Raw genomic sequence first — 19,689 nt, forward strand, 5'->3', positions numbered from 1 at the left:
AGACTCACCCGGTCGGGAGCGCCGCGCGTAACTCGCGGGCGAGGGCGACGGCGCCCTCGCGGTCACCCTCGACGAGCCGCCGGACGATCGCGCTCCCGACGATGACACCGTCCGAGAAACCGCCTGCCTGCCGCGCATGGCCGGGGGTGGTGATGCCCACACCTACGAGCAACGGCAGATCGGTCAGTGGACGCAACCCCTCGACGACCTCGCGGGCGGTGTCCGACAGGTCCGATCGCGCACCCGTGACGCCGTAGGAGGACACGCAATACACGAACCCCCTAGCGAGCTCGACCGTGCGCTTCAAGCGTTCCGCCGGTTCTCCCGGGGCCGCGAGGAACACCGGCTCGGATCCCGCCGCCTCGCTCGCCCGCACCCAGGTCTCGGCCTCGTCGACGGGTAGGTCGGGCACGATCGTGGCGCGGATGCCGGAGCCAACGGCCTCTCGCAGGAACGCCTCGTACCCGATCCGGAAGACCGGGTTCACGTAGGTCATCACGGCGATCGGGATGCCGAGCGAGGCCTCGGCGGCGAGCGCGAACGCATCTCGTGGGTGCGTTCCTGCCTCGAGCGCGAGCTGCGACGCCTGCTGGATCACCCCGCCGTCCATCACGGGATCCGAGAACGGGATCCCGATCTCGATCGCATCGGCCCCCGCGCCCTCGAGCTCTCGGAGCAGTGCCGCGTCGACACCGGGAAGGCCTGCGGTCACGTAGGGAACGAGTGCTCGCCCACCACGATCCCGCCGGGCGCGCAGAGCGCTCTCGAGCCCGACGCCCGCCGTCATCGGTCCCCGGTCCCGAGGGCGCGCCGCACGTTGTCGAGATCCTTGTCCCCTCGGCCCGACAGACACAGGGCCACGGTGGAACCTTCCGGCAACGGCCGCGCGAGCAGCCACCCGATCGCGTGCGCGGGTTCGAGCGCGGGCAGGATCCCCTCGGTGCGCGCGAGGGCTCCGAACCCCGCGAGCGCTTCGGCGTCGGTCGCGCTCGCGTACCGGGCCAGTCCCTCGTCCTTCAGCCAGGAATGCTCCGGCCCGACGCCCGGGTAGTCGAGCCCGGCCGAGATCGAATGGGTCAGGGCCACCTGCCCGTCCGCATCCTGCAAGAGGTAGGAGAGCGCACCGTGGAGGATCCCCGGCTCGCCCATCGTGAGCGACCGACAGTTCGCCCCGACCCCCTCACCCGTTCCGCCGGCCTCGATCCCCCACAGAGAGGTGTCCGGCAAGCCGACGAACGCGGTGAACATCCCGATCGCGTTCGATCCGCCGCCGACGCATGCCACGACGTGATCGGGATCGGTCCCCTCGCGCTCGCGGAACTGTGCCCGCGCCTCGTCGCCGATCACCCGCTGGAGGTCGCGGACCATCCCGGGGAACGGATGCGGCCCTGCCGCGGTCCCGAAGACGTAATGGGTGTCCTGCACGGTCGAGGCCCAGTCGCGCATCGCCTCGTTGATCGCTTCCTTCAAGGTACGCTGGCCGGCGGTAACCGGAACGACCTCCGCGCCGAGCAGTTCCATCCGTTCGACGTTCGGCCGCTGACGGTGGGTGTCTTCCTCTCCCATGTAGACGACGCACGGGAGACCGAACATGGCCGCCGCCGTCGCCGTCGCCACGCCGTGCTGTCCGGCACCGGTCTCGGCGATCACACGGCTCTTGCCGAGCCGCTTGGCGACCAAGACCTGACCGATCGTGTTGTTGATCTTGTGCGCGCCCGTGTGCGCGAGGTCCTCTCGTTTCAGGTACAGACGCACGCCCGTCTCCTCGGAGAGCCTGGGAGCGAAGGTCAGGGGCGTGGGCCGCCCGACGTAGTCGCGCAGGAGCGCGTCGAGCTCACCCCGGAAGACGGGGTCGGATCGAAGCTGCCGCCACGCGGCGTCGAGCTCCTCGAGGGCGGGGATCAATACCTCAGGAACGTAGCGCCCGCCGAACGTGCCGAACCGTCCGCGTTCGTCCGGGACCTCCCTGGGGCTCCGCTGCGCGGTGCTGCTCATATCGACTCGCTCCGTTCGCCGGCGGTCCTCGTGCCCGCCTCATGCAGCTGGCGCAACTTCGCTGCGGGGTCGGGGGCGCGCATCAACGCCTCCCCCACCAGGATGGCAGACGCACCCGCCTCGACCGCCGTCCGCACGTGCGACGGGCCGGTGATGCCCGACTCGAGGACCGCGATCCGGTCGCGAGGGATCGCCCGGAGCGCGTCGATCGCCCGGTCGACGCCCACCTCGAGGGATTCGAGGTCCCGCGCGTTGACGCCGATCACCGCCGTATCCGTCGCGAGCGCCCGTTCGAGGTCACGCTCCGAATGGGTCTCGAGAAGCACCCCCAGTCCCAGGTCCGCGCAGATCGACAGGGCGGCAGCGAGTTCGGCATCACCGAGCACGGCCGCGATCAACAGGACCGCGTCTGCGCCCTCGGCCCGCGACTCGATCAACTGGGACGGATGCACCAGGAAGTCCTTGCGCAGCACGGGAAGCTCGACCGCGATCCGCGCGGCGCGCAGATCGGACAGTGCCCCGTCGAAGTGGCGCGGCTCGGTCAGCACCGAGATCGCGCTCGCTCCCGCCGACTCGTACGCCCGCGCCAGGCCTCCTGGATCCGCCTCGCCGATGTGGCCGACCGACGGCGACGAACGCTTCACCTCGGCGATCACGGCCGGACGCGCCGCAGCCCGGAGCGCGCCCACGAAGTCCCGGGGCGGGGGCGACGCGAGGCAGCGCGCCATCAGGGAGCCATCGTCGAGCGGGGAGCGCTCGAGATCGGCGCGGACGCGCGTCACGAGGTCGGTGAGGAAACCCATGGGACCCGGCATCGTAGCAGTGCCCTCTCGCGCACCTACGAGACCGAACGCGCTCACGTGTGGGTCCGTGACTACCGTGGCCACCGGCCCGGCCGCCCAGGTCAGGAGTGCTCGGGGACGTCCGGTGCGCCGGCGGCGAGGGCCTCGGCGACGCTGAGTCCACCCTCGAGCGCGGCACGCCCGACGATCGCCCCCTCGACACCGGGAACCTGCGCGACGGCATCGAGATCGTCGCGGGTCGAGATCCCTCCGGCGGCGATCACGGGGCACGTCGTCGCCTGCACCACGCGCTGGAGGCCACGCAGGTCTGGTCCTCCCAGCGTCCCCACGCGATCGACGCTTGTGACGACGAAGCGCGCCGCGCCCACTCCCGCCAGGAAGGCCAACGTCACGTCCAGCGGCAGCTCGCTGTCGGCCGAACGCCCCCGTGGCGTGATCCGTTCGTCGTCCACCTCGACGCCGACGGCGATCCGTTCTCGGTAGGTGTCCACGACGCGCGCCACGAGGGGCCGGTCCCCGAGCGCGCCGGATCCGAGCACGGCACGCGAGGCGCCCGATCCCAGGAGACGGTCGACGTCGCCTTCGGTCACGACGCCGCCACTCGCCTGGATCGGAACCTCGAGCTTGGCGATCTCCGCGATGACCCCGATGTTCCGGGCGACGCCCTCGTAGGCGAGATCCATGTCGACGACATGCAGCCACCGCGCACCCGCTTCGACGAACGAGGCCGCGGCAGCGACGGGATCCCCCCCGTGCTCGAGAACCGTCACGGGGCCGTCGGGTCCGAACCGCGCGAGACGCCCGCGGGCCACGTCGATCGCGGGGAGCACGTCGAAGGTCATGCGTTTGAGCCTACCCCGCTGCCGCTCCGTCACGGAGGCACGGCCGTCCCTCGAGGGATCGTCACACGCCGACGGGGTCGCGCTGTTCGACGTGGACCGACTCGGGCCCGAGCAGCCCCCGCAGCTCCGAGAGCAATCCCGCGTGCGGATCAACGCGGAAGCTGCCGATCTTCAACGGCGTGACCCCCTGTGAGGAGATGAACCGAACCCGGACCGGCGTGCGTCCGGGCGCGTCGTCGAGGAGATCCTTCACCTTGGAGATCACCGCGTTCGTGCACGCCTGCGCGGGCAGGTCGACCACCAGCTCACCCGCGAGCACCGGGGCCTCGACCCCTTCCAGCTCGGGCTCGAAGACCTCGACGGCGCGGATCTGCAACTCGCGGCCGCGCAGATCGATCCGACCTTTCACGAGCACGATGCGATCGACGCGGATCAACTCGGGCACCGCCTCGTAGACGTTCGGGAACGCGATCGCGTCGACGCCACCCGCGAGATCCTCGACCCGGAACTGCGCGTACGGTTCCCCACGCTTCGTGTAGCGGCGCCGCACGGCTCCGACGATGCCGCCGATCGTGACCATGTCGCCGTCGCCCAGGTTCGACAGCTCGGTGATCTCATGGTTGCACTGCGCCGCGAGCTGATCGCGGATCCCCAGCAGTGGGTGATCGGTGACGAACTGACCGAGCATCTCCTTCTCGTGACGCAGCAGCTGCTGCTTCTCGAACTCCTCGCCCTCCAGGACCGACTCGTCGATCTCTTGCGCGGCGCCGTCCTCGCCGCCGAACAGGGAGAACTGTCCCGCCGCCTCCGCCTTGCGCTCGGCCGAGATCGGCGCCGAGACCTTGTCCTGGTTCTCGAGCAATCCACGTCGCGTGTAGCCGAACGAGTCGAACGAACCGGCCTGGATCATGCTCTCGAGCACGCGCTTGGTCAGGACCGAAGGATCGACCTTGCGGCAGAAATCGGAGAACGACTCGAACGCACCCTTCTCGCGCCGCGCGGCGAGGATCTGCTCGACGACGCCCTGCCCGACGTTGCGCACCGCCGACAGCCCGTACCGAACGGCCTCCCGCTCGTCGGGCGCCGGAGCGAAGTCCATCTCCGAGGTGTTGACGTCCGGCGGCAGCACCTCGATCTCCATCATCCGGCACGCGTTCAGGTAGAAGGGCTTCTTGTCCTTGTCGTCCTTCACGCTCGTGAGGATCGCCGACATGTACTCCACCGGATAGTGCGCCTTCAGGTACGCGGTCTGGTAGGCCACGTACCCGTAGCAGCAGGCATGTGACGCGTTGAACCCGTAGTCGCCGAACGGTTCGATCAGATCCCACAGGGAGGTCAGCAGGCGCTGGTCGTACCCGTTGCCCAGGCCACCTTCGAAGAACCGCTCCTTGTGCTTGGCCAGTTCGGCGGGCTTCTTCTTCCCGATCGCCTTGCGCAACGAATCCGCGCCACCCATCGAGTAGCCGGCGATGCGCACCGCGATCTGCATCACCTGTTCCTGGTAGACGAGGACCCCGTAGGTCGATCCGAGCACGTCCTCGAGATCGTCGTGGGGGTAGGTCACCTTCCGCCGGCCGTGCTTGCGCTCCGCGTACTCGTTGTGCATGCCCATGTTGAGCGGCCCGGGGCGATAGAGCGCCACGAGGGCCATCAGGTCCTCGAAGCGGTCGGGCGCCAGCGCGCGGATCAGCGCGCGCATCCCCGGAGACTCCATCTGGAACACACCTGTCGTGTCGGCGCGGCAGAGCATCGCGTAGGTCTCACGGTCGTCGAGAGCGACGTGGTCGATGTCGATCTCGACCTCTCGGATCCGCAGGGTGCGGACCGTGTCCTCGATCACCGACAGGTTCCGCAAGCCGAGGAAGTCCATCTTCAGCAGGCCCAACTTCTCGACGCCGTGCATGTCGAACTGCGTCACGATCCGCTTGCTGTCGTCTCGGGAGTCCTTCGCGAGCTTCAGGGGCAGGTAGTTCACGAGGGGCGCGTCGCCGATCACGACCCCGGCCGCGTGGACCGAGTCCTCCCGCCGGAGTCCCTCGAGGGCCCGGGCCGTTTCGACGATCTCCTTCGCCTCGGGCTCGCCTTCGTAGGCCTCCTTCAACTCGGGGGAAAGCTCCAGGGCTTTCTCGATCGGATAGTCGCGGCCCATGACCGACGGCGGGTACATCTTGCAGAGCCGGTCGCCCACCGACGCCGGGAATCCGAGAACCCGCGACGCGTCGCGGATGCCTTGCTTCCCCTTGATCGTCTGGAAGGTGATGATCTGCGCCACGTGGTCGTGACCGTAAGAGTCCGCGACGTACCGGATCACCTCATCGCGGCGCCGCTCGTCGAAGTCCATGTCGATGTCCGGCATCTGGATCCGTTCGGGGTTGAGGAACCGCTCGAACAACAGGCCGTACCGCAGCGGGTCGAGATCGGTGATCTGCAGCGCGAAGGAGACGACCGACCCCGCCGCCGATCCACGGCCCGGGCCCACACGGATCCCTCGCTCCCGGGCGAACCTGATCAGGTCCCACACGATCAGGAAGTACCCGGCGAAGCCCATGTTGCAGATCACGCCGAGCTCGGTGTCGACGCGCTCGCGGATCTCGGCGGAAGGCTCGCCGTAGCGTTCCCGGAGCCCTTCGTCCACGAGCTGGCGAAGGTAGCCCTCGAGCGGTATGTCTCCGGGGGTCTCGAACCGCGGCAGCCGGTAGGTGATGTCGCCTTGCACGAGCGATCGCTCGAGCTCGGGGATCGGCTGCACCTGCTCGGCGATCTCGAGGGTGGAGGAGATCGCCTCGGGGTGATCGGCGAACACCAGTCGCATCTCGTCCGCCGACTTCAGGTAGAAGTCCTCGGAGTCGAACTTCAGCCGCTGAAGATCGGTCTGCACCTTCTGCTGCTGGATGCAGAGCAGGACATCGTGCGGTTTCGCGTCCTCTTTGTGGGTGTAGTGCAGATCGTTGGCGGCGACCGGGGGCACACCGAGGTGGCGGGCCAGCTCGAACTGCTTCGGGAGGATCCGCCGCTGATCGGGGATCCCGTGATCCTGCACCTCGATGAAGTAGCCGTCACGTCCGAAGATGTCGAGATAGGTGCCCGCCACCTCGCGCGCCTTCGCGTCCTGCCCGTTCTTCAGCGCCACGCCCACCTCCGAGGAGAGGCAGCCCGACAACGCGATGATCCCCTCGTGGTGCTCAGCCATCAGCTGCTTGTCGACACGCGGCCGGTGGTAGAAGCCCTCGAGATGCGCGTAGCTGACGAGCTTGAGCAGGTTGCGGTAGCCGGTCTGGTCTCGGGCGAGCAAGGTCAGGTGGTGGTACTTCTGCTCGTCCTCGCCGGGAGTGCGATCGAAACGAGACCCCGGCGCGACGTACGCTTCGACGCCGAGGATCGGAGTGATCCCCCGCTCGCGTCCGGCCGCGTAGAACTCCAGCGCCCCGAACATCGAGCCGTGGTCGGTCATCGCCACGGCGGGCATGCCGAGCCGCTCCGCGTTGGCGAACAGGTCGTCGATCCGGGAGGCGCCGTCGAGCAGCGAGTACTCGGTGTGAACGTGGAGATGGACGAAGCCGCCGTCGCTCATTTCGTTGTTCCGGAGCCCCCTGCTCGTGCGCGCCTCGGGGGTTCTCCACAGCCCGCGCGCGCACTGTGGAGACCTGTGGAGAACTTACACCCTTGTGATTCGCGAGAGGTCGAAGGTACACTCGGCGGACCGGTTCAGGCAAGGGGCCAGGTCGCGATGCGCCTTTCGTACTCCTCGATCAATACCTATGAAACGTGCCCGGCCAAGTGGCGGTTCCAGCACGAGCAGCGCCTGCCCACCCAGCCCTCCCCCGCCTTGAGCTTCGGGGACTCCTTGCATCAGGCCCTCTACCGCTTCCACAACCGGCCGGTCCCCGTCGCCCCGTCCCTCGATGAGCTCCTCGAGTCCCTCGAGGGCGTCTGGGTGCGCGACGGGTTCGCGGACGAGAGCGAAGAGCGGACCTACTACGACCACGGCCGTTCGGTCCTGTCCCAGTATCACGCGGAGAACGCGGCATCGTTCGCGATCCCCGCCGCACTCGAGCACCGTTTCTCGATCGAGGTCGAAGGCGTTCAGCTCACCGGAGTGCTCGACCGCATGGACCGGATCCCCGGGGGTGGGTACGAGATCATCGACTACAAGACGAACCGCCGCCTCCCGCCCCAGAAGCGCATCGACGAGGACCTGCAGCTGTCGATCTACTTCCTCGCCGCCAAGCAGGTCTGGGGCATCGAGCCCGAGCGCCTGACGCTCTACTACCTGCTTCCCGGCCAGCGGATGTCGACGACCCGGACCGCCAAGGACGCCGACGAGCTCCGCCGCCGGATCGCGATCGTCGCCGAGCGTATCGACGCCGGCAAGTTCGAACCGCGCGAGAACCCGCTCTGCAACTGGTGTGACTTCCAGGCGGTGTGCCCGATCTTCCGCCATCGCGCCGAGCAGGAAGGAGGCGATCCCGCCCCGAACATGACCGGCATCGTCGACGAGTGGATCGACCTCAAGCGGCAGGGCCGCCGCGTCTACAAGCGGATCGACGAGCTCGCAGGTCTGATCAACGCGTTCGCCGACGAACACGGATACCGCCGATTGTTCGGAACCGACGGCGCCGCGGTCGACCGCCGCGTACAGCACGTCACCGCACCCGACGAGGCGGGCATGCGCGAGATCCTCGAGCCCCTCGGGCTATGGGACCGGGTGTTGTCGGTCGACCCCGCGAAGATCCAAGAGCTGATCGAGTCTCGCCGGCTCCCTCCCGACGTCGAGGACGCCGTCCTCGCCTCGCGCGAGGAGGTCCGCACCCAACACGCCCTCTGGCTGAAGGAGCCGTCGAAGTCCCGCCGCTGAACGCGGCGCGGGCCAAGGCGATCGACGGTCACGACGGCGCGACGGCGCGGGCCCGGCGCAGCGCGACCTGGAGGTCCTCGGGGAGCGGCTCCTGTACCTCAACGAACTCACCGCTGACCGGATGGGTGAACCGCAGCCGCCACGCGTGGAGGAACGGCCGCGTCAAGCCGAGCGCCTTCGCGTCATCGCCACCGCCTCCGTAGCGGAGATCGCCGAGGATCGGGTGACCGATCGCGGACAGGTGCACGCGGATCTGGTGCGTCCGGCCGGTCTTCGGCGCCGCATCGAGGAACGTCGAACGCACGAAGCGATCCCGCACGTCGAACGCCGTCTCCGCCTCTCGCCCGGTGATCGCGCGAACGGTCACTCGCGCCCCGTGCCGGCCGAGAGGAGCATCCACCGAGAAGCGGTCGTGCTCGACGCGTCCGCGCACGAGGGTCCGATACGTGCGCTCGATCTCGTGATGCTTCAGCATCGTTCCGAAGGCCTCGTGCGTCGGGTCGTCTTTGGCGACGATCAAGAGCCCGCTGGTCCCCGCATCCAGGCGGTGGACGATGCCCGGTCGAAGCACGTCCCCGCCGGCGCCGGAGAGCGGCACGCCCATCCCGAGCAGGCGGTTCACGAGCGTTCCGGACCGCTTGGTCGCGGTGGGGTGGGTCACGAGCCCGGCCGGTTTCGCAACGACGAGGAGATGGCGGTCCTCGTAGCGGATCGGAACGGGCGGGCCTTCCGCGACGAGGGCCGGGCCGTCGGCGCGCGTCACCTCGATCGTCTCCCCGCCCTCGAGCCGGAACGACTTGGCGCGAGCTCGCCCGTCCACCAGGACCGCCCCCTCGGCGATCGCACGCTGGGCCTCGGTCCGGGGAACCTCCAGGAGCCCGGCCAGGACCGCGTCGAGCCGTCCGGAGGACGCCTCGAAGCGTTCGTTCGTGCTCACGCGCGCCCGCGGTCCCCGGGGTGCTGCTCCCCCGGGTCCTCGGGGAGCGACTCATCGGGGGTCTCGCCGTCCGCACCCTGGCGGCGAGCCCGATCCAAGGTCCCGAGCAACAGCACGATAGCGCCGACGACGATCGCGGCATCGGCGACGTTGAAGACCGGCCAGGCACCAACGTCGACGAAGTCGACGACCCCCCCGCGGAACCCCGAGCCGCGGACCGCCCGGTCGGTCAGGTTCCCGAGAGCCCCGCCCAGAACGAGGCCGAGGCCCATCGCGACCCCGGCGCGCGGCAGACGCATCGAGGTCCACACGATGATGCCGACGACGATCACCGTCGCGCCGACGAACACGAGCGACGCGCTCTCTCCGATGCCGAAGGCGCCTCCCGAATTCGTCGTGTAGTGCAGCCAGACGAACGTGCCGACGACCTCGATCGGCGCCTCCCCCTGCAGGTCGTTCTCGGCCCAGACCTTGCTCAGCCGGTCGATCAGGTAGACGAAACCGGCGGTGGCGTACAACAACAGCGCGAGACGACCGCGCCGGGTGGGGGCATCGGCCACGGATCTAGCGCGACCGGGATTCGGCCTGCGCGTCCTTGATGCAGAGATCGGCGTACGGGAGGGCCTTGATCCGGGTCTTCTCGATCGCCTTGCCGCAACGGATGCAGATCCCGTAGGTCTTCTTCGCGATCCGGTCCAGGGCGTCCTCCACTTTGCGGAGCAGGTCACGAACGTTGTTCTCGATCGAGAGGTCGCGCTCGCGCTCGAAGGTCGCGGTACCCGCGTCGGCGCTCTCGTCGTCGGCCTCACCGGTCAGGTCGGACTGGGAAGCCGAGAAGACGGCTTCCTCGATCGTCTGGAGCTGGGACCGGAGCTCTTCCCGCTCTTCCAGCAGGCGATTCTTGAGCTCGCCGAGCTCCTTCGCGTTCAGCGAGGACTTCGTGGCGACCATGGAACGGGGACGGTAGCACCCGCCCCTACCTCCGACAACGAGCCGGGAGGGGTGGTGTAGCATGCCCCGCAGAGGCGACGACGGGAACCGCGTCGCGAGGATCACCGACCACGAGCGAGCCGGGGATGGTGCGAGCCCGGTGGTGGGCCCTCGCGGACATCGTCCCCGAGCCCCTGCCCGAATGGCGGTCCCCCGCCTGTAGGCGCAGGCGGGTTCCGCCCGTGATCGCGGAAGGTCGTGTCGGCGGCCGTGAGCGGTCGCGCTCCGCGAGGAGCGCGGCAACCAGGGTGGTACCGCGGGGTTCGCGCCTCGTCCCTGACCGGGACGGGGCGCTTTCGCGTTCGGGCACCGGTGGGGCGCGACGAGGCCGGAGGGTCCGGCGAGAGGTCAGGAGCCGAGGACAGATGGCAGCGTTCGACCCCGTTGATCCGAAGGTGCGCTTCCCCGAGCTCGAGGAGCGCGTGTTGGCGCGCTGGCGCGCCGACGACGTCTTCGCCGAGAGCCTGCGCCGGCGCGAAGGAGCCCCCGAGTGGATCTTCTACGAGGGCCCGCCGACCGCGAACGGCCGGCCTGGGATCCACCACGTCGAGTCCCGGACGTTCAAGGACGTCTACCCGCGATTCCGGACGATGACCGGCTACCGCGTTCCCCGCAAGGCGGGATGGGACTGTCACGGCCTTCCCGTCGAGCTCGAGGTGGAGAAGGAGATCGGCACCACCGGCAAGCGCGACATCGAGGCGTTCGGTGTCGCGGAGTTCAATCGCCTCTGCCGCTCCTCGGTGACGAGATACGTCGCCGACTGGGAGCGGATGACCGAACGGGTCGGGATGTGGATCGACCTGTCGGACGCGTACTGGACGATGTCGACCTCCTACATCGAGAGCGTCTGGTGGTCGCTGAAGTCTCTCTACGAGCGCGGCCTGCTGTTCGAGGCGGACAAGGTCACGCCGTACTGCCCTCGGTGCGGCACGGCGCTGTCCGATCACGAGGTTGCCCTCGGCTACCGGCAGACCGAGGACCCCTCGCTCTTCCTGAAGCTGCCGATCACCGAGGCGGACGACCCCGACCTGATCGACGCGCGGATCGCCGTGTGGACCACGACGCCGTGGACCCTGCTCTCGAACCTCGGGCTCGCCGTCGCGGCCGACCAGCCCTACGAGCTCGTCGAGCGCGAGGGCGAGCGGATCGTCATCGCCCGGGAGCTGCGCGAGCGCGTCCTCGGCGAGGGCTGGCAGCCGATCGACCGGATGCCGGGTTCCGCGCTCGTCGGCGTCCGCTACGAGGCGCCCTACACGAACGTCCCGGAGGGCACGGCGCACCACGTGGTCGCTGCCGACTTCGTCTCGATGGACGACGGCACCGGCATCGTCCACATCGCACCCTCCTTCGGCGCCGACGACCTCGAGATCGGGTTGCGCGAGGGCTGGCCGGCGTACAAACCCGTGCGCGACGACGGCACCTTCGACGACCGCGTACCGCTGTTCCTGCGAGGCCGCTTCGTCAAGGACGCCGACGAGCTGATCGTCGACGACCTGACCGAACGCGGGCTCGTGCTCCGGGCCGGAACCTACGAGCACAGCTACCCCTTCTGCTGGCGCTGCGGGACGCCGCTCCTCAACTACGCCCGCACCTCGTGGTACGCGGGAACGACGGCGGTGAAGCAGCGCCTCCTCGAGGTGAACGAGGACGTCGGGTGGTACCCCGAGCACATCAAGGACGGACGTTACGGCGACTGGCTGCGCAACAACGTCGACTGGGCACTCTCCCGCGACCGGTACTGGGGGACGCCCCTGCCGATCTGGCGCTGCGCCGAGGGGCACGCGACACCGATCGGCTCGCTGCGCGAGCTCGGTGAGCGCGCGGACCGGAACGTCGAGGACGTCGATCCCCACCGACCCTGGATCGACGATGTGACCTTCCCCTGCCCGGACTGCGGCGAGACCGCGACCCGAGTCCCGGAGGTGATCGACACCTGGTACGACTCCGGCGCGATGCCCTTCGCCCAGTGGAGCTATCACCCGGAGCTCGGGCGCGGCGAGCAGGAGTTCGCGAACGCGTTCCCCGCGGACTTCATCTCCGAGGCGATCGATCAAACCCGAGGATGGTTCTACACGTTGATGGCCGAGGGCGTGCTGCACTTCGACTCGACCGCATACCGCAACGTCGTCTGCCTCGGCCACATCGTCGACGCGCAGGGACGCAAGATGTCCAAGTCGCTCGGCAACGTGATCGACCCGATGGAGGTGATGGATCGCCAGGGTGCCGACGCCTTGCGCTGGTACCTGCTGACGAGCGGGTCGCCGTGGGCGTCGCGGCGGGTGTCGATGGAGCTGCTCGACGAGGTCGTCCGCCAGTTCCTGCTGACGCTCTGGAACGTGTACGCGTTCTTCGTCACGTACGCGAACGCCGACGGGTTCGACCCCTCCGAGCACGGAACCGTTCGCGCCGCCGAACGCCCGGTGCTTGACCGGTGGATCCTCTCCCAGCTTGCGGCCACGGTTCAGGCCGCACGCACGGGCCTCGAGAGCTACGACGCAACCGGGGCGGGACGGCGGATCCAGGCGTTCGTCGACGACCTGTCGAACTGGTACGTCCGCCGGGCCCGCAGGCGGTTCTGGAACCCCGGCGGTGAAGGGGGTGACGACACACGGGCGGCCTTCCAGACGCTGCACGAGTGCCTGGTGACCACGGCCACCCTGCTGGCCCCCTTCACCCCCTTCGTCGCCGATGAGCTCTGGGGCACGCTCGCCGCCGGGCGCGGCGACCAACCCGGTTCCGTGCACCTCGCCGACTACCCCGAACCCGATGTCGAACGGATCGACGCGCCCCTCGACGACGCGATGCGCGTCGCCCGCGAGATCGTGGAGCTCGGCCGGCGCATCCGGGTCGAGTCCAAGGTCCGTACCCGTCAACCGCTGGCCGGAGCGGTCGTGCACCATCGCGGCGACCGAGAGCCGCTTGCCGGGCTCTTCGGGCTGATCGCCGACGAACTCAACGTGAAGGACGTCGCGTTCGCCGAGTCGGCGGACGAGCTCGGAACCTGGCGGGCGAAGCCGAACTTCTCGGTGCTGGGTCCCCGGCTCGGCGGACGTGTCAAGCAGGTCGCCGACGCGCTCGCCCACGACGACGGGACGCTCGCGAGCATCCTGGCGGGCGGAACCGCGACCGAGGTCCCGGCCCGCGACGGGCCCGTGCTCTTGGCTCCCGGTGACGTCGATCTCACGCAACAGACGCGGGAGGGCTGGGGCGTCGCCGCAGACGCAGGACTGACCGTCGCACTCGAGCTCGAGCTCGACGACGCGCTGCGGAACGAAGGCGTCGCGCGCGAGCTCATCCGGATCGTGCAGGACGCTCGCAAGGCCACCGATCTGCAGGTGAGCGATCGGATCGCGATCGGGGTCGAGGCCGGCCCGCGGCTCTCGGCCGCCCTCGACGACTACGGAGAGGTGGTCGCCGCCGAGACCCTGGCGACGGGCATCGAACCTCGGGCCCTCGCGGGCGCGCCCCGACACGAGGGCATGATCGAGGAGGAGCCGGTGGTCGTCACCCTCCGGCGCGTCTGAGGACGGGACGCCCGCGAGCAGCCCGGCCAAACTCACCCGAGCCGGCGAACAGGGCGGCGGTCGCGAGCAACCCGAGAACGAGCGCGAGGGTGAAGCGTCCGGTGGCTCCCCCCGCGGGGCCCAGCTACTCGTCGCCCCAGAACAGTTCGCGGAGCGAGCGCTCGTCGTCCGACGGGGTGCCTTCGTCCGACGGAGCACTCCGCGCGATCGCCGGGCGTGGCTTCGGCTCGGGTTCGGGGACCGAGATCGGCTCGGAATCATCGGGCGAGGGTGAGGTGGGCGGCGCCGGTCGGTCGCGCGGCCGTTCGTCCACCACGGGTTCCATCGCTTCGGTCGGCTGGGTCTTCGCCGGCGACGGTGTCGAGCGCTCCGGCTCCGGCTTTGGAGCGGCGGCAGGGGGCGTCTTCCGTGCCGACTCGGCGGCTGGGGAGGTCGGTGGAACGGGTGCGGGCCCACCCACCGAGGCCGGTGCAGCCGAGGAAGGAGCGGGTTCGGCGGGAGAGGAGGCCGGCGCGGCCGAGGTGGCGCGCGGGGGGGCGGCCGCCGAGGAGGAACGCACCATCTGCTTGACTCCCTCGGCGTGGTCCTGCACCAGTGAGGCGAGCTGCTGGAGGAAGACCCGTTCCTTCGCGATGAACGCGGAGATCGCACCGGGGTCACCCGAGGCGACCGCTCCTGCTCCCGAAGCGATCGACCCCGCGCGGGTCTCGGCCTCTCGGATGATGCGAGCCGCGTCGGCCCGTGCACGATGGACGATCTCGTCCGCCTGCCGGGACGCGGCTGCGGGGTCGGCCGCCCCGACGGCACCCAGGCCGGAATCCGTCCGCTGACGCAGGCGCTGGTTCTCCTCGACGGCAGCCGCGAAGTCCTCGGTCAAGCGGTCGAGGAACTCGTCCACTTCGCGTTCATCGTAGCCACGGGTCTTCCGCCGGAACTCCACCTGCTGGATATCGAGCGGCGTGAGGCGTCCGTCGGTGCGCGGCGAGGCGGCCGCAGCGGCAGCTTTCGAGGATGCCTGCGCCGCCGCTTGGTCGAGCGTCGCCTCCTGGGCGTCGGCGCCCTCGGCCTTCTTCTTCCGCATCAGTCATCCCCCTCGCGAACGATGCCCCAGCCTAGCGCAGCGGACGGCCTCTCGGCGCCCCGGCTCGCAGCCCTAACAGCCGAGCGCCTGGCGCGCTACCACGAGGAACACGAAGAGCAGGATGATCGATAGATCCAGCCCGACCGCTCCAATGCTGACCGGTGGGATCAAACCGCGCAGGGGGCGGAGTACGGGTTCTGTGACGTCATCGATCAGATCGACGATCGCTCGGAGCGGACCCGTCGAGGGTATCCGCGTCCCGAACATCGCCACCCAGCTGAGGATCACCTTCGCGAAGAGGATCAGGGTGTAGACCGTGATCGCGACGCAGAGCAGCCGCACCACCGGGTTGACCTCGGTGACCTGCGCGAGATGAGCGTCCACGCCGGAGATCAGAACTGGTTGTAGAAGGCGCCGCCGGCGATCCGCTCCCGGTCCTCGGCCGACACCTCGACGTCGGCCGGCGTCAAGAGGTACACGCGGTTCGCCACCATCTCGATCTTCCCATCGAGTCCGTACACGAGGCCGGAGGCGAAATCGACGAGGCGCCGGGCGATCTGATCGTCGGTGCTCTGGAGATTCATGATCACCGCGGTGCCGTCCTTGAACCGGTCGGCCACCTCTCGAGCTTCGTTGAAGCGACGCGGCTCGGACTTGTGGATCGCCCCGCTCGCAGCCGAACGCGGAGACGGGATCGTGCGTACGACCCCTTCGGACGCGGCTCCCGCCTGGGCCTCACGAACCGCCTGCGGCCGCTGGATCCGACGGACCTCCGCGGGCTGGGAGTCGGGCAGCTCGTCGACCTGTTCGAACTCGTCTTCCTCGACCAGGCCGAGGTACTGCATCGTCTTCTTCCACACGGCTAGACGCTCCTCTCTTCGCCCCGTCCCGCACCCGTCGCCGGGTGCCGGCTCCGCCCTGGCCGGCCTGGGGATCAGTGCCGGTGCGGACGATCGCCGAACAGGGTCGTGCCGATGCGGACCATCGTAGCGCCTTCCTCGACCGCGACCTCGTAATCCAGCGACATCCCCATCGAGAGTTCCCGCAGGCCGGAGTGATCCCTGCGCAGGTCCGCGGCGAGCTCGGCCAGCCGGGCGAAGTACCTGCGCGCATGCTCGGGGTCCGGATCGAACGGCGGGAGGGTCATGAGGCCGACGAGCTCGATCCCCGAAGCGGCGGCGGCTGCGTCCGCCGCGGACGCCGCGTCGGACGGGGCCAGGCCCGACCGGGCTCCGGTGAAGTCGATCTCCAAGAGCGCCTTGATCCGTCGCCCGCCCTCGGCGGCGCGCCGGGCGAGCCGGGCGGTCGCCCGCGGCGCCGAAAGGGTCTCGACCACCTCTGCCAGCTCGGCCACCTTGTGGGCAGTGCCTGATTGCAGCGTGCCGATGAAATGCCACCGAGCTCCCGGTACCGCGTCGTGCTTCGCGCTCAGCTCCCCCACGTAGTTCTCGCCTACGTCGATCGCACCCGCTTGCACCACCCAGTGGATCGGCTCGGGGGGCACCGTCTTCGCGGCGGCGACGATGCGGACCGCGCCGGGGTCGCGTCCCGACCGTTCGCACGCAGCGGCGATCCCGGCCCGGATCCGCTCGAGGTTCCCGAGGATCGTCGTGCGATCGAAGGTGCGGCCGTCGGGTTCCATGCGCGCGAGCATAGGTCTCAGATGGAGGTGCGTGTGCCGATCGCCACCTGCCGACCGGTGGTTCCGTCACGCCGGTGGGAGAAGAAGCGTTCGGCCTCGCATGCGGTGCACAGACCGGTGTCGATCACGAGTCCGGCGCCCGCGGCGCCGAGCACCTGCTTCGCGGTGGCGACGAGATCGAGCCGCAGATCGTTCCCGTCGCCGGAGGTGACGGCACCGGCCTCCGATCCAGCCGCCACCGCCAGGGCGACGTCGGAGGCAACCTCGTAGTGGCAGGGACCGATCGCAGGACCGATCGCGACTCGGACCGCCTCGGGATCCTCGTAGGTCCGCATCGCCGTGTCCACGATCCCGGCCGCGAACCCGCGCCAGCCGGCGTGCACCACCGTGATGGTCGACACCGACGTCGATGCGTAGATCAACGGGACGCAGTCGGCCGTCGTCACCGCCGTCGGCACACCCTTCGAGGCGGTCGCGAGGCCGTCGGTCGCCGCGACCGCCTCGACCGGATCCAGGTAGCCCGCTCCCCCGCGTTTCGGGCCGATGCGCGTGATCTTCCCGCCGTGCACGAGGCCGGCGATCGCGAACCGATCGATCTCCAGGCCCCGGACGATCCGATCACGGTTCTCGCGGACCGACGCAGGGTCGTCACCGACCGAGAACGACACGTTCAAGCCGTCGAACGGCGGAGCGCTGACCCCACCACCGCGCTCGGTGAACGCCGCGAGCACGCCGATCTCGACCAGAGGTGTGGCGACCAGCGCGTGCGACCCCGATCCGAGGTCGCGTCGTTCGAACACGGTCATCCCCGCAGCCTACGCACCCGGGGCCGGAACGAGGACGGAGGCGGAGAGGTCCCGGTGAGAGGCGGGGGAAGGGCGCCTCTCCTGTGGACCTCCCCGCCTCCACGTGGGGCCGCGCGGGGCGGATGACCTTCGCTAGCTCTTGAGGAAGTCCGGGATGTCCAGATCCTCCTCGGCGTCGAAGGCCACGTTCTCAGCGGGTTCGCTGCGGAACACGTCGTCCTCGTCCTCGAGGAAGGAGGGCACGGGCGCCTCGGGCCGCTGCGCGGGATCCGAGGGCGCGCCGGCGCCTCGCTTGGAGGACGCGGCGCTCCGGACCGGTTCGGGCTCCTCGAGCAGCGCCGCGAGGCGCCCCTCGACCCGAGCGGGTTGCCCCTGGGCGGTGGCGATCTTGTCGAAGCCAGCCGCAACGACGGTAACCCGGACCTCCTCGCCGAGCGCGTCGTCCACCACGGCGCCGAAGATGATGTTGGCGTCGGCGTGTGCGACGCGGGTGATCGCGTCGGCTGCCTGGTTCACCTCGTGCAAGGTCAGATCGGTCGGGCCCGCGATCGACAGGAGCACACCTTTGGCGCCGTCGATCGAGGACTCGAGCAGCGGAGAGGAGATCGCGGCCTTCGCCGCCTCGGCAGCCCGGTCCTCGCCCGAACCGCGGCCGATCCCCATCAGCGCAGACCCGGCCCCGGTCATGACGGCCTTCACGTCGGCGAAGTCGAGGTTGATGAGCCCCGGTGTGGTGATGAGGGAGGTGATCCCGTCGACGCCCTGATACAGGACCTGATCGGCCATCCGGAACGCGTCGACCATCGGCATGTTCTGGTCGGCGACTTGGAGCAGCCGGTCGTTGGGGACGACGATCAACGTGTCGACCGCCTTCTTCAGGTCGGTGATCCCCATGTCGGCGGCGGTCGCGCGCTTGCGCCCTTCGAATCCGAAGGGCCGCGTGACGACGCCGATCGTGAGGGTGCCCATGCTGCGCGCGAGTTCCGCGACAACGGGTGCTCCTCCGGTGCCCGTTCCCCCGCCCTCGCCCGCCGTGATGAACACCATGTCGGCGCCCTTCAGGATCTCCTCGATCTCGTCGGCGTGCTCCTCGGCGGCGGCGCGTCCGACGTCCGGATCGGAGCCGGCGCCCAGTCCGCGGGTCGTCTCGCGTCCGATGTCGAGCTTCACCTCGGCATCGGACATCAGCAAGGTCTGCGCGTCGGTGTTGACGGCGATGAACTCCACGCCCCGGAGGCCTGCCTCGATCATCCGGTTCACGGCGTTCACGCCGCCCCCGCCGATGCCAACCACCTTGATCACGGCGAGGTAGTTCTGAGGTGCGTCCATGTCGCAACAACCTCCGCTACCTGGGGAAAGAGCCGTACGTGCCGAGCGTAACTCTAAGCCTAAAGCTGAGGCTTATTGTTATATCTACGTTACGTTGATGGCGAGACACTACTAGTGGGGTGCTGGTCCGTCAAGCGTTTCCAGGCACCTGTCCCCCGCCGGTTGTGCTTACTCGTGTCACGTCGCGCGAGGTGCTCCGCGCACCGAGGACCGCGGTCGGCGCGGTCGGCGTACTGACGTCGATCGCCGACGACGACGTCCCTTCGCTCTCGAGCCAACGCAGTACCGCCGCCAGCGCCGCCCCCTTCGCGACGAGCTCCTCGGCGGGGCCGTAGCTCGCCACGATGCCTCCTCGGATCTGCAGCGCGAGCGACCCGTCGACGTCGGCGGTCACCCGCTCGACCTTCTCAAGCGTCGACTCGGGGATCGCACCGAGGACCGCGGCCGCGGTCTGCACGTCCGTTGCCGTGAGGACATCGATCACCGGCAGTCCCGTGGGGTCGGCGCCCGGCAGCTCCGTGCCGTCCGCGGCCACGACCCGCCCTGTCTCGTCGCCGATCCCGGCGACCGGCGACCGCTCCGCGATCGACACCTCGATCGTCGAGGGCAGCTCCCGCCCGACGGTTGCTCGCGCGATCCAGGGGTCCGCCTCCAACGCACGTTCGACCGCCGTGGTGTCGAGGTGAGCGACGTTCGCGCCCTCGACCCCCGCCAGACCGAGGATCCGTTCCCGGGTCACCTGCCCGGCCCCCGAGACCCCGATCCGCCGAGCCTCGAACAGGGGCGTGAAGGTCGCTCCGATCATCACCGCCCCGACCGCGAGCAGGATCACCGCCGTGAGGACCACCCGCCGAGCGGTCGATCCGCGACGCCCGGCAGCGGCTT

Annotated in this window: 17 protein-coding genes; 2 read left to right on the forward strand and 15 right to left on the reverse strand. The window is 69.5% G+C overall.

Annotated features, from left to right (window positions below; all coding sequences use genetic code 11):
- Nucleotides 1–4: 4 nt before the first annotated feature.
- The 5 genes from trpA to dnaE all read right to left on the reverse strand — a co-directional run bounded on the left by trpA (nt 5) and on the right by dnaE (nt 7,211).
- Nucleotides 5–787 (reverse strand): tryptophan synthase subunit alpha, encoded by a 783-nt coding sequence (trpA, locus tag WEF05_06375; GenBank protein MEX1101509.1) that lies wholly within the window; start codon nt 785–787, stop codon nt 5–7.
- Nucleotides 784–1,995 carry a tryptophan synthase subunit beta gene (gene trpB / locus WEF05_06380; protein MEX1101510.1) on the reverse strand — a complete coding sequence of 404 codons (1,212 nt, stop codon included), beginning with the start codon at nt 1,993–1,995 and terminating at the stop codon, nt 784–786. The genes trpA and trpB overlap by 4 nt, the downstream gene beginning before the upstream one ends.
- Nucleotides 1,992–2,798 carry an indole-3-glycerol phosphate synthase TrpC gene (locus WEF05_06385; GenBank protein ID MEX1101511.1) on the reverse strand — a complete coding sequence of 269 codons (807 nt, stop codon included), beginning with the start codon at nt 2,796–2,798 and terminating at the stop codon, nt 1,992–1,994. Before WEF05_06385 ends, trpB begins: the two co-directional genes overlap by 4 nt.
- A 101-nt stretch (nt 2,799–2,899) precedes the next feature.
- Nucleotides 2,900–3,640 carry a HisA/HisF-related TIM barrel protein gene (locus tag WEF05_06390; protein ID MEX1101512.1) on the reverse strand — a complete coding sequence of 247 codons (741 nt, stop codon included), beginning with the start codon at nt 3,638–3,640 and terminating at the stop codon, nt 2,900–2,902.
- 61 nt (nt 3,641–3,701) lie between these two features.
- Nucleotides 3,702–7,211, reverse strand: coding sequence for a DNA polymerase III subunit alpha (dnaE, locus tag WEF05_06395; GenBank protein MEX1101513.1), 3,510 nt, complete (start codon nt 7,209–7,211; stop codon nt 3,702–3,704).
- A gap of 156 nt (nt 7,212–7,367) precedes the next feature.
- Here dnaE and WEF05_06400 point away from each other — a divergent pair, with 156 nt between their 5' ends.
- Nucleotides 7,368–8,495: a PD-(D/E)XK nuclease family protein gene (locus WEF05_06400; protein MEX1101514.1), complete on the forward strand. Its 1,128-nt coding sequence runs from the start codon at nt 7,368–7,370 to the stop codon at nt 8,493–8,495.
- A 28-nt stretch (nt 8,496–8,523) separates the two neighbouring features.
- Here WEF05_06400 and WEF05_06405 read toward each other — a convergent pair whose 3' ends face one another.
- Genes WEF05_06405 through WEF05_06415 form a run of 3 tightly spaced genes read right to left on the reverse strand, consistent with a single transcriptional unit; the run spans nt 8,524 to nt 10,383 of the window.
- The gene (locus WEF05_06405; protein MEX1101515.1) at nt 8,524–9,432 is read right to left on the reverse strand and encodes an RluA family pseudouridine synthase; all 909 of its coding nucleotides are present in this window, start codon (nt 9,430–9,432) and stop codon (nt 8,524–8,526) included.
- Nucleotides 9,429–9,992: a signal peptidase II gene (gene lspA / locus WEF05_06410; protein ID MEX1101516.1), complete on the reverse strand. Its 564-nt coding sequence runs from the start codon at nt 9,990–9,992 to the stop codon at nt 9,429–9,431. Before lspA ends, WEF05_06405 begins: the two co-directional genes overlap by 4 nt.
- Before the next feature lie 4 nt (nt 9,993–9,996).
- Nucleotides 9,997–10,383, reverse strand: a complete 387-nt coding sequence (locus tag WEF05_06415; GenBank protein ID MEX1101517.1) for a TraR/DksA C4-type zinc finger protein — start codon at nt 10,381–10,383, stop codon at nt 9,997–9,999.
- Between the two features lie 404 nt (nt 10,384–10,787).
- On the opposite strand from WEF05_06415, the gene ileS reads away from it, so the two are divergent.
- Nucleotides 10,788–13,946 carry an isoleucine--tRNA ligase gene (ileS, locus tag WEF05_06420; protein ID MEX1101518.1) on the forward strand — a complete coding sequence of 1,053 codons (3,159 nt, stop codon included), beginning with the start codon at nt 10,788–10,790 and terminating at the stop codon, nt 13,944–13,946.
- A gap of 124 nt (nt 13,947–14,070) precedes the next feature.
- Here the strand turns inward: ileS and WEF05_06425 are convergent, their stop codons facing one another.
- The 7 genes from WEF05_06425 to WEF05_06455 form a co-directional block, all read right to left on the reverse strand.
- On the reverse strand, nt 14,071–15,027 hold the full coding sequence (locus tag WEF05_06425; protein ID MEX1101519.1) for a DivIVA domain-containing protein: 957 nt from the start codon (nt 15,025–15,027) through the stop codon (nt 14,071–14,073).
- A gap of 72 nt (nt 15,028–15,099) precedes the next feature.
- Nucleotides 15,100–15,411, reverse strand: coding sequence for a YggT family protein (locus WEF05_06430; protein ID MEX1101520.1), 312 nt, complete (start codon nt 15,409–15,411; stop codon nt 15,100–15,102).
- Between the two features lie 8 nt (nt 15,412–15,419).
- Nucleotides 15,420–15,887 (reverse strand): cell division protein SepF, encoded by a 468-nt coding sequence (gene sepF, locus WEF05_06435; protein MEX1101521.1) that lies wholly within the window; start codon nt 15,885–15,887, stop codon nt 15,420–15,422.
- A 74-nt stretch (nt 15,888–15,961) separates the two neighbouring features.
- Nucleotides 15,962–16,669 (reverse strand): YggS family pyridoxal phosphate-dependent enzyme, encoded by a 708-nt coding sequence (locus WEF05_06440; protein MEX1101522.1) that lies wholly within the window; start codon nt 16,667–16,669, stop codon nt 15,962–15,964.
- A 17-nt stretch (nt 16,670–16,686) separates the two neighbouring features.
- Nucleotides 16,687–17,475 carry a polyphenol oxidase family protein gene (locus tag WEF05_06445; protein MEX1101523.1) on the reverse strand — a complete coding sequence of 263 codons (789 nt, stop codon included), beginning with the start codon at nt 17,473–17,475 and terminating at the stop codon, nt 16,687–16,689.
- 132 nt (nt 17,476–17,607) lie between these two features.
- Nucleotides 17,608–18,804 (reverse strand): cell division protein FtsZ, encoded by a 1,197-nt coding sequence (ftsZ, locus tag WEF05_06450; GenBank protein MEX1101524.1) that lies wholly within the window; start codon nt 18,802–18,804, stop codon nt 17,608–17,610.
- Between the two features lie 130 nt (nt 18,805–18,934).
- Nucleotides 18,935–19,651 (reverse strand): FtsQ-type POTRA domain-containing protein, encoded by a 717-nt coding sequence (locus tag WEF05_06455; protein MEX1101525.1) that lies wholly within the window; start codon nt 19,649–19,651, stop codon nt 18,935–18,937.
- Nucleotides 19,652–19,689: the final 38 nt, after the last annotated feature.

Source organism: Actinomycetota bacterium (assembly GCA_040881665.1).
In the GTDB taxonomy this organism is placed as follows: domain Bacteria; phylum Actinomycetota; class UBA4738; order UBA4738; family HRBIN12; genus JBBDWR01.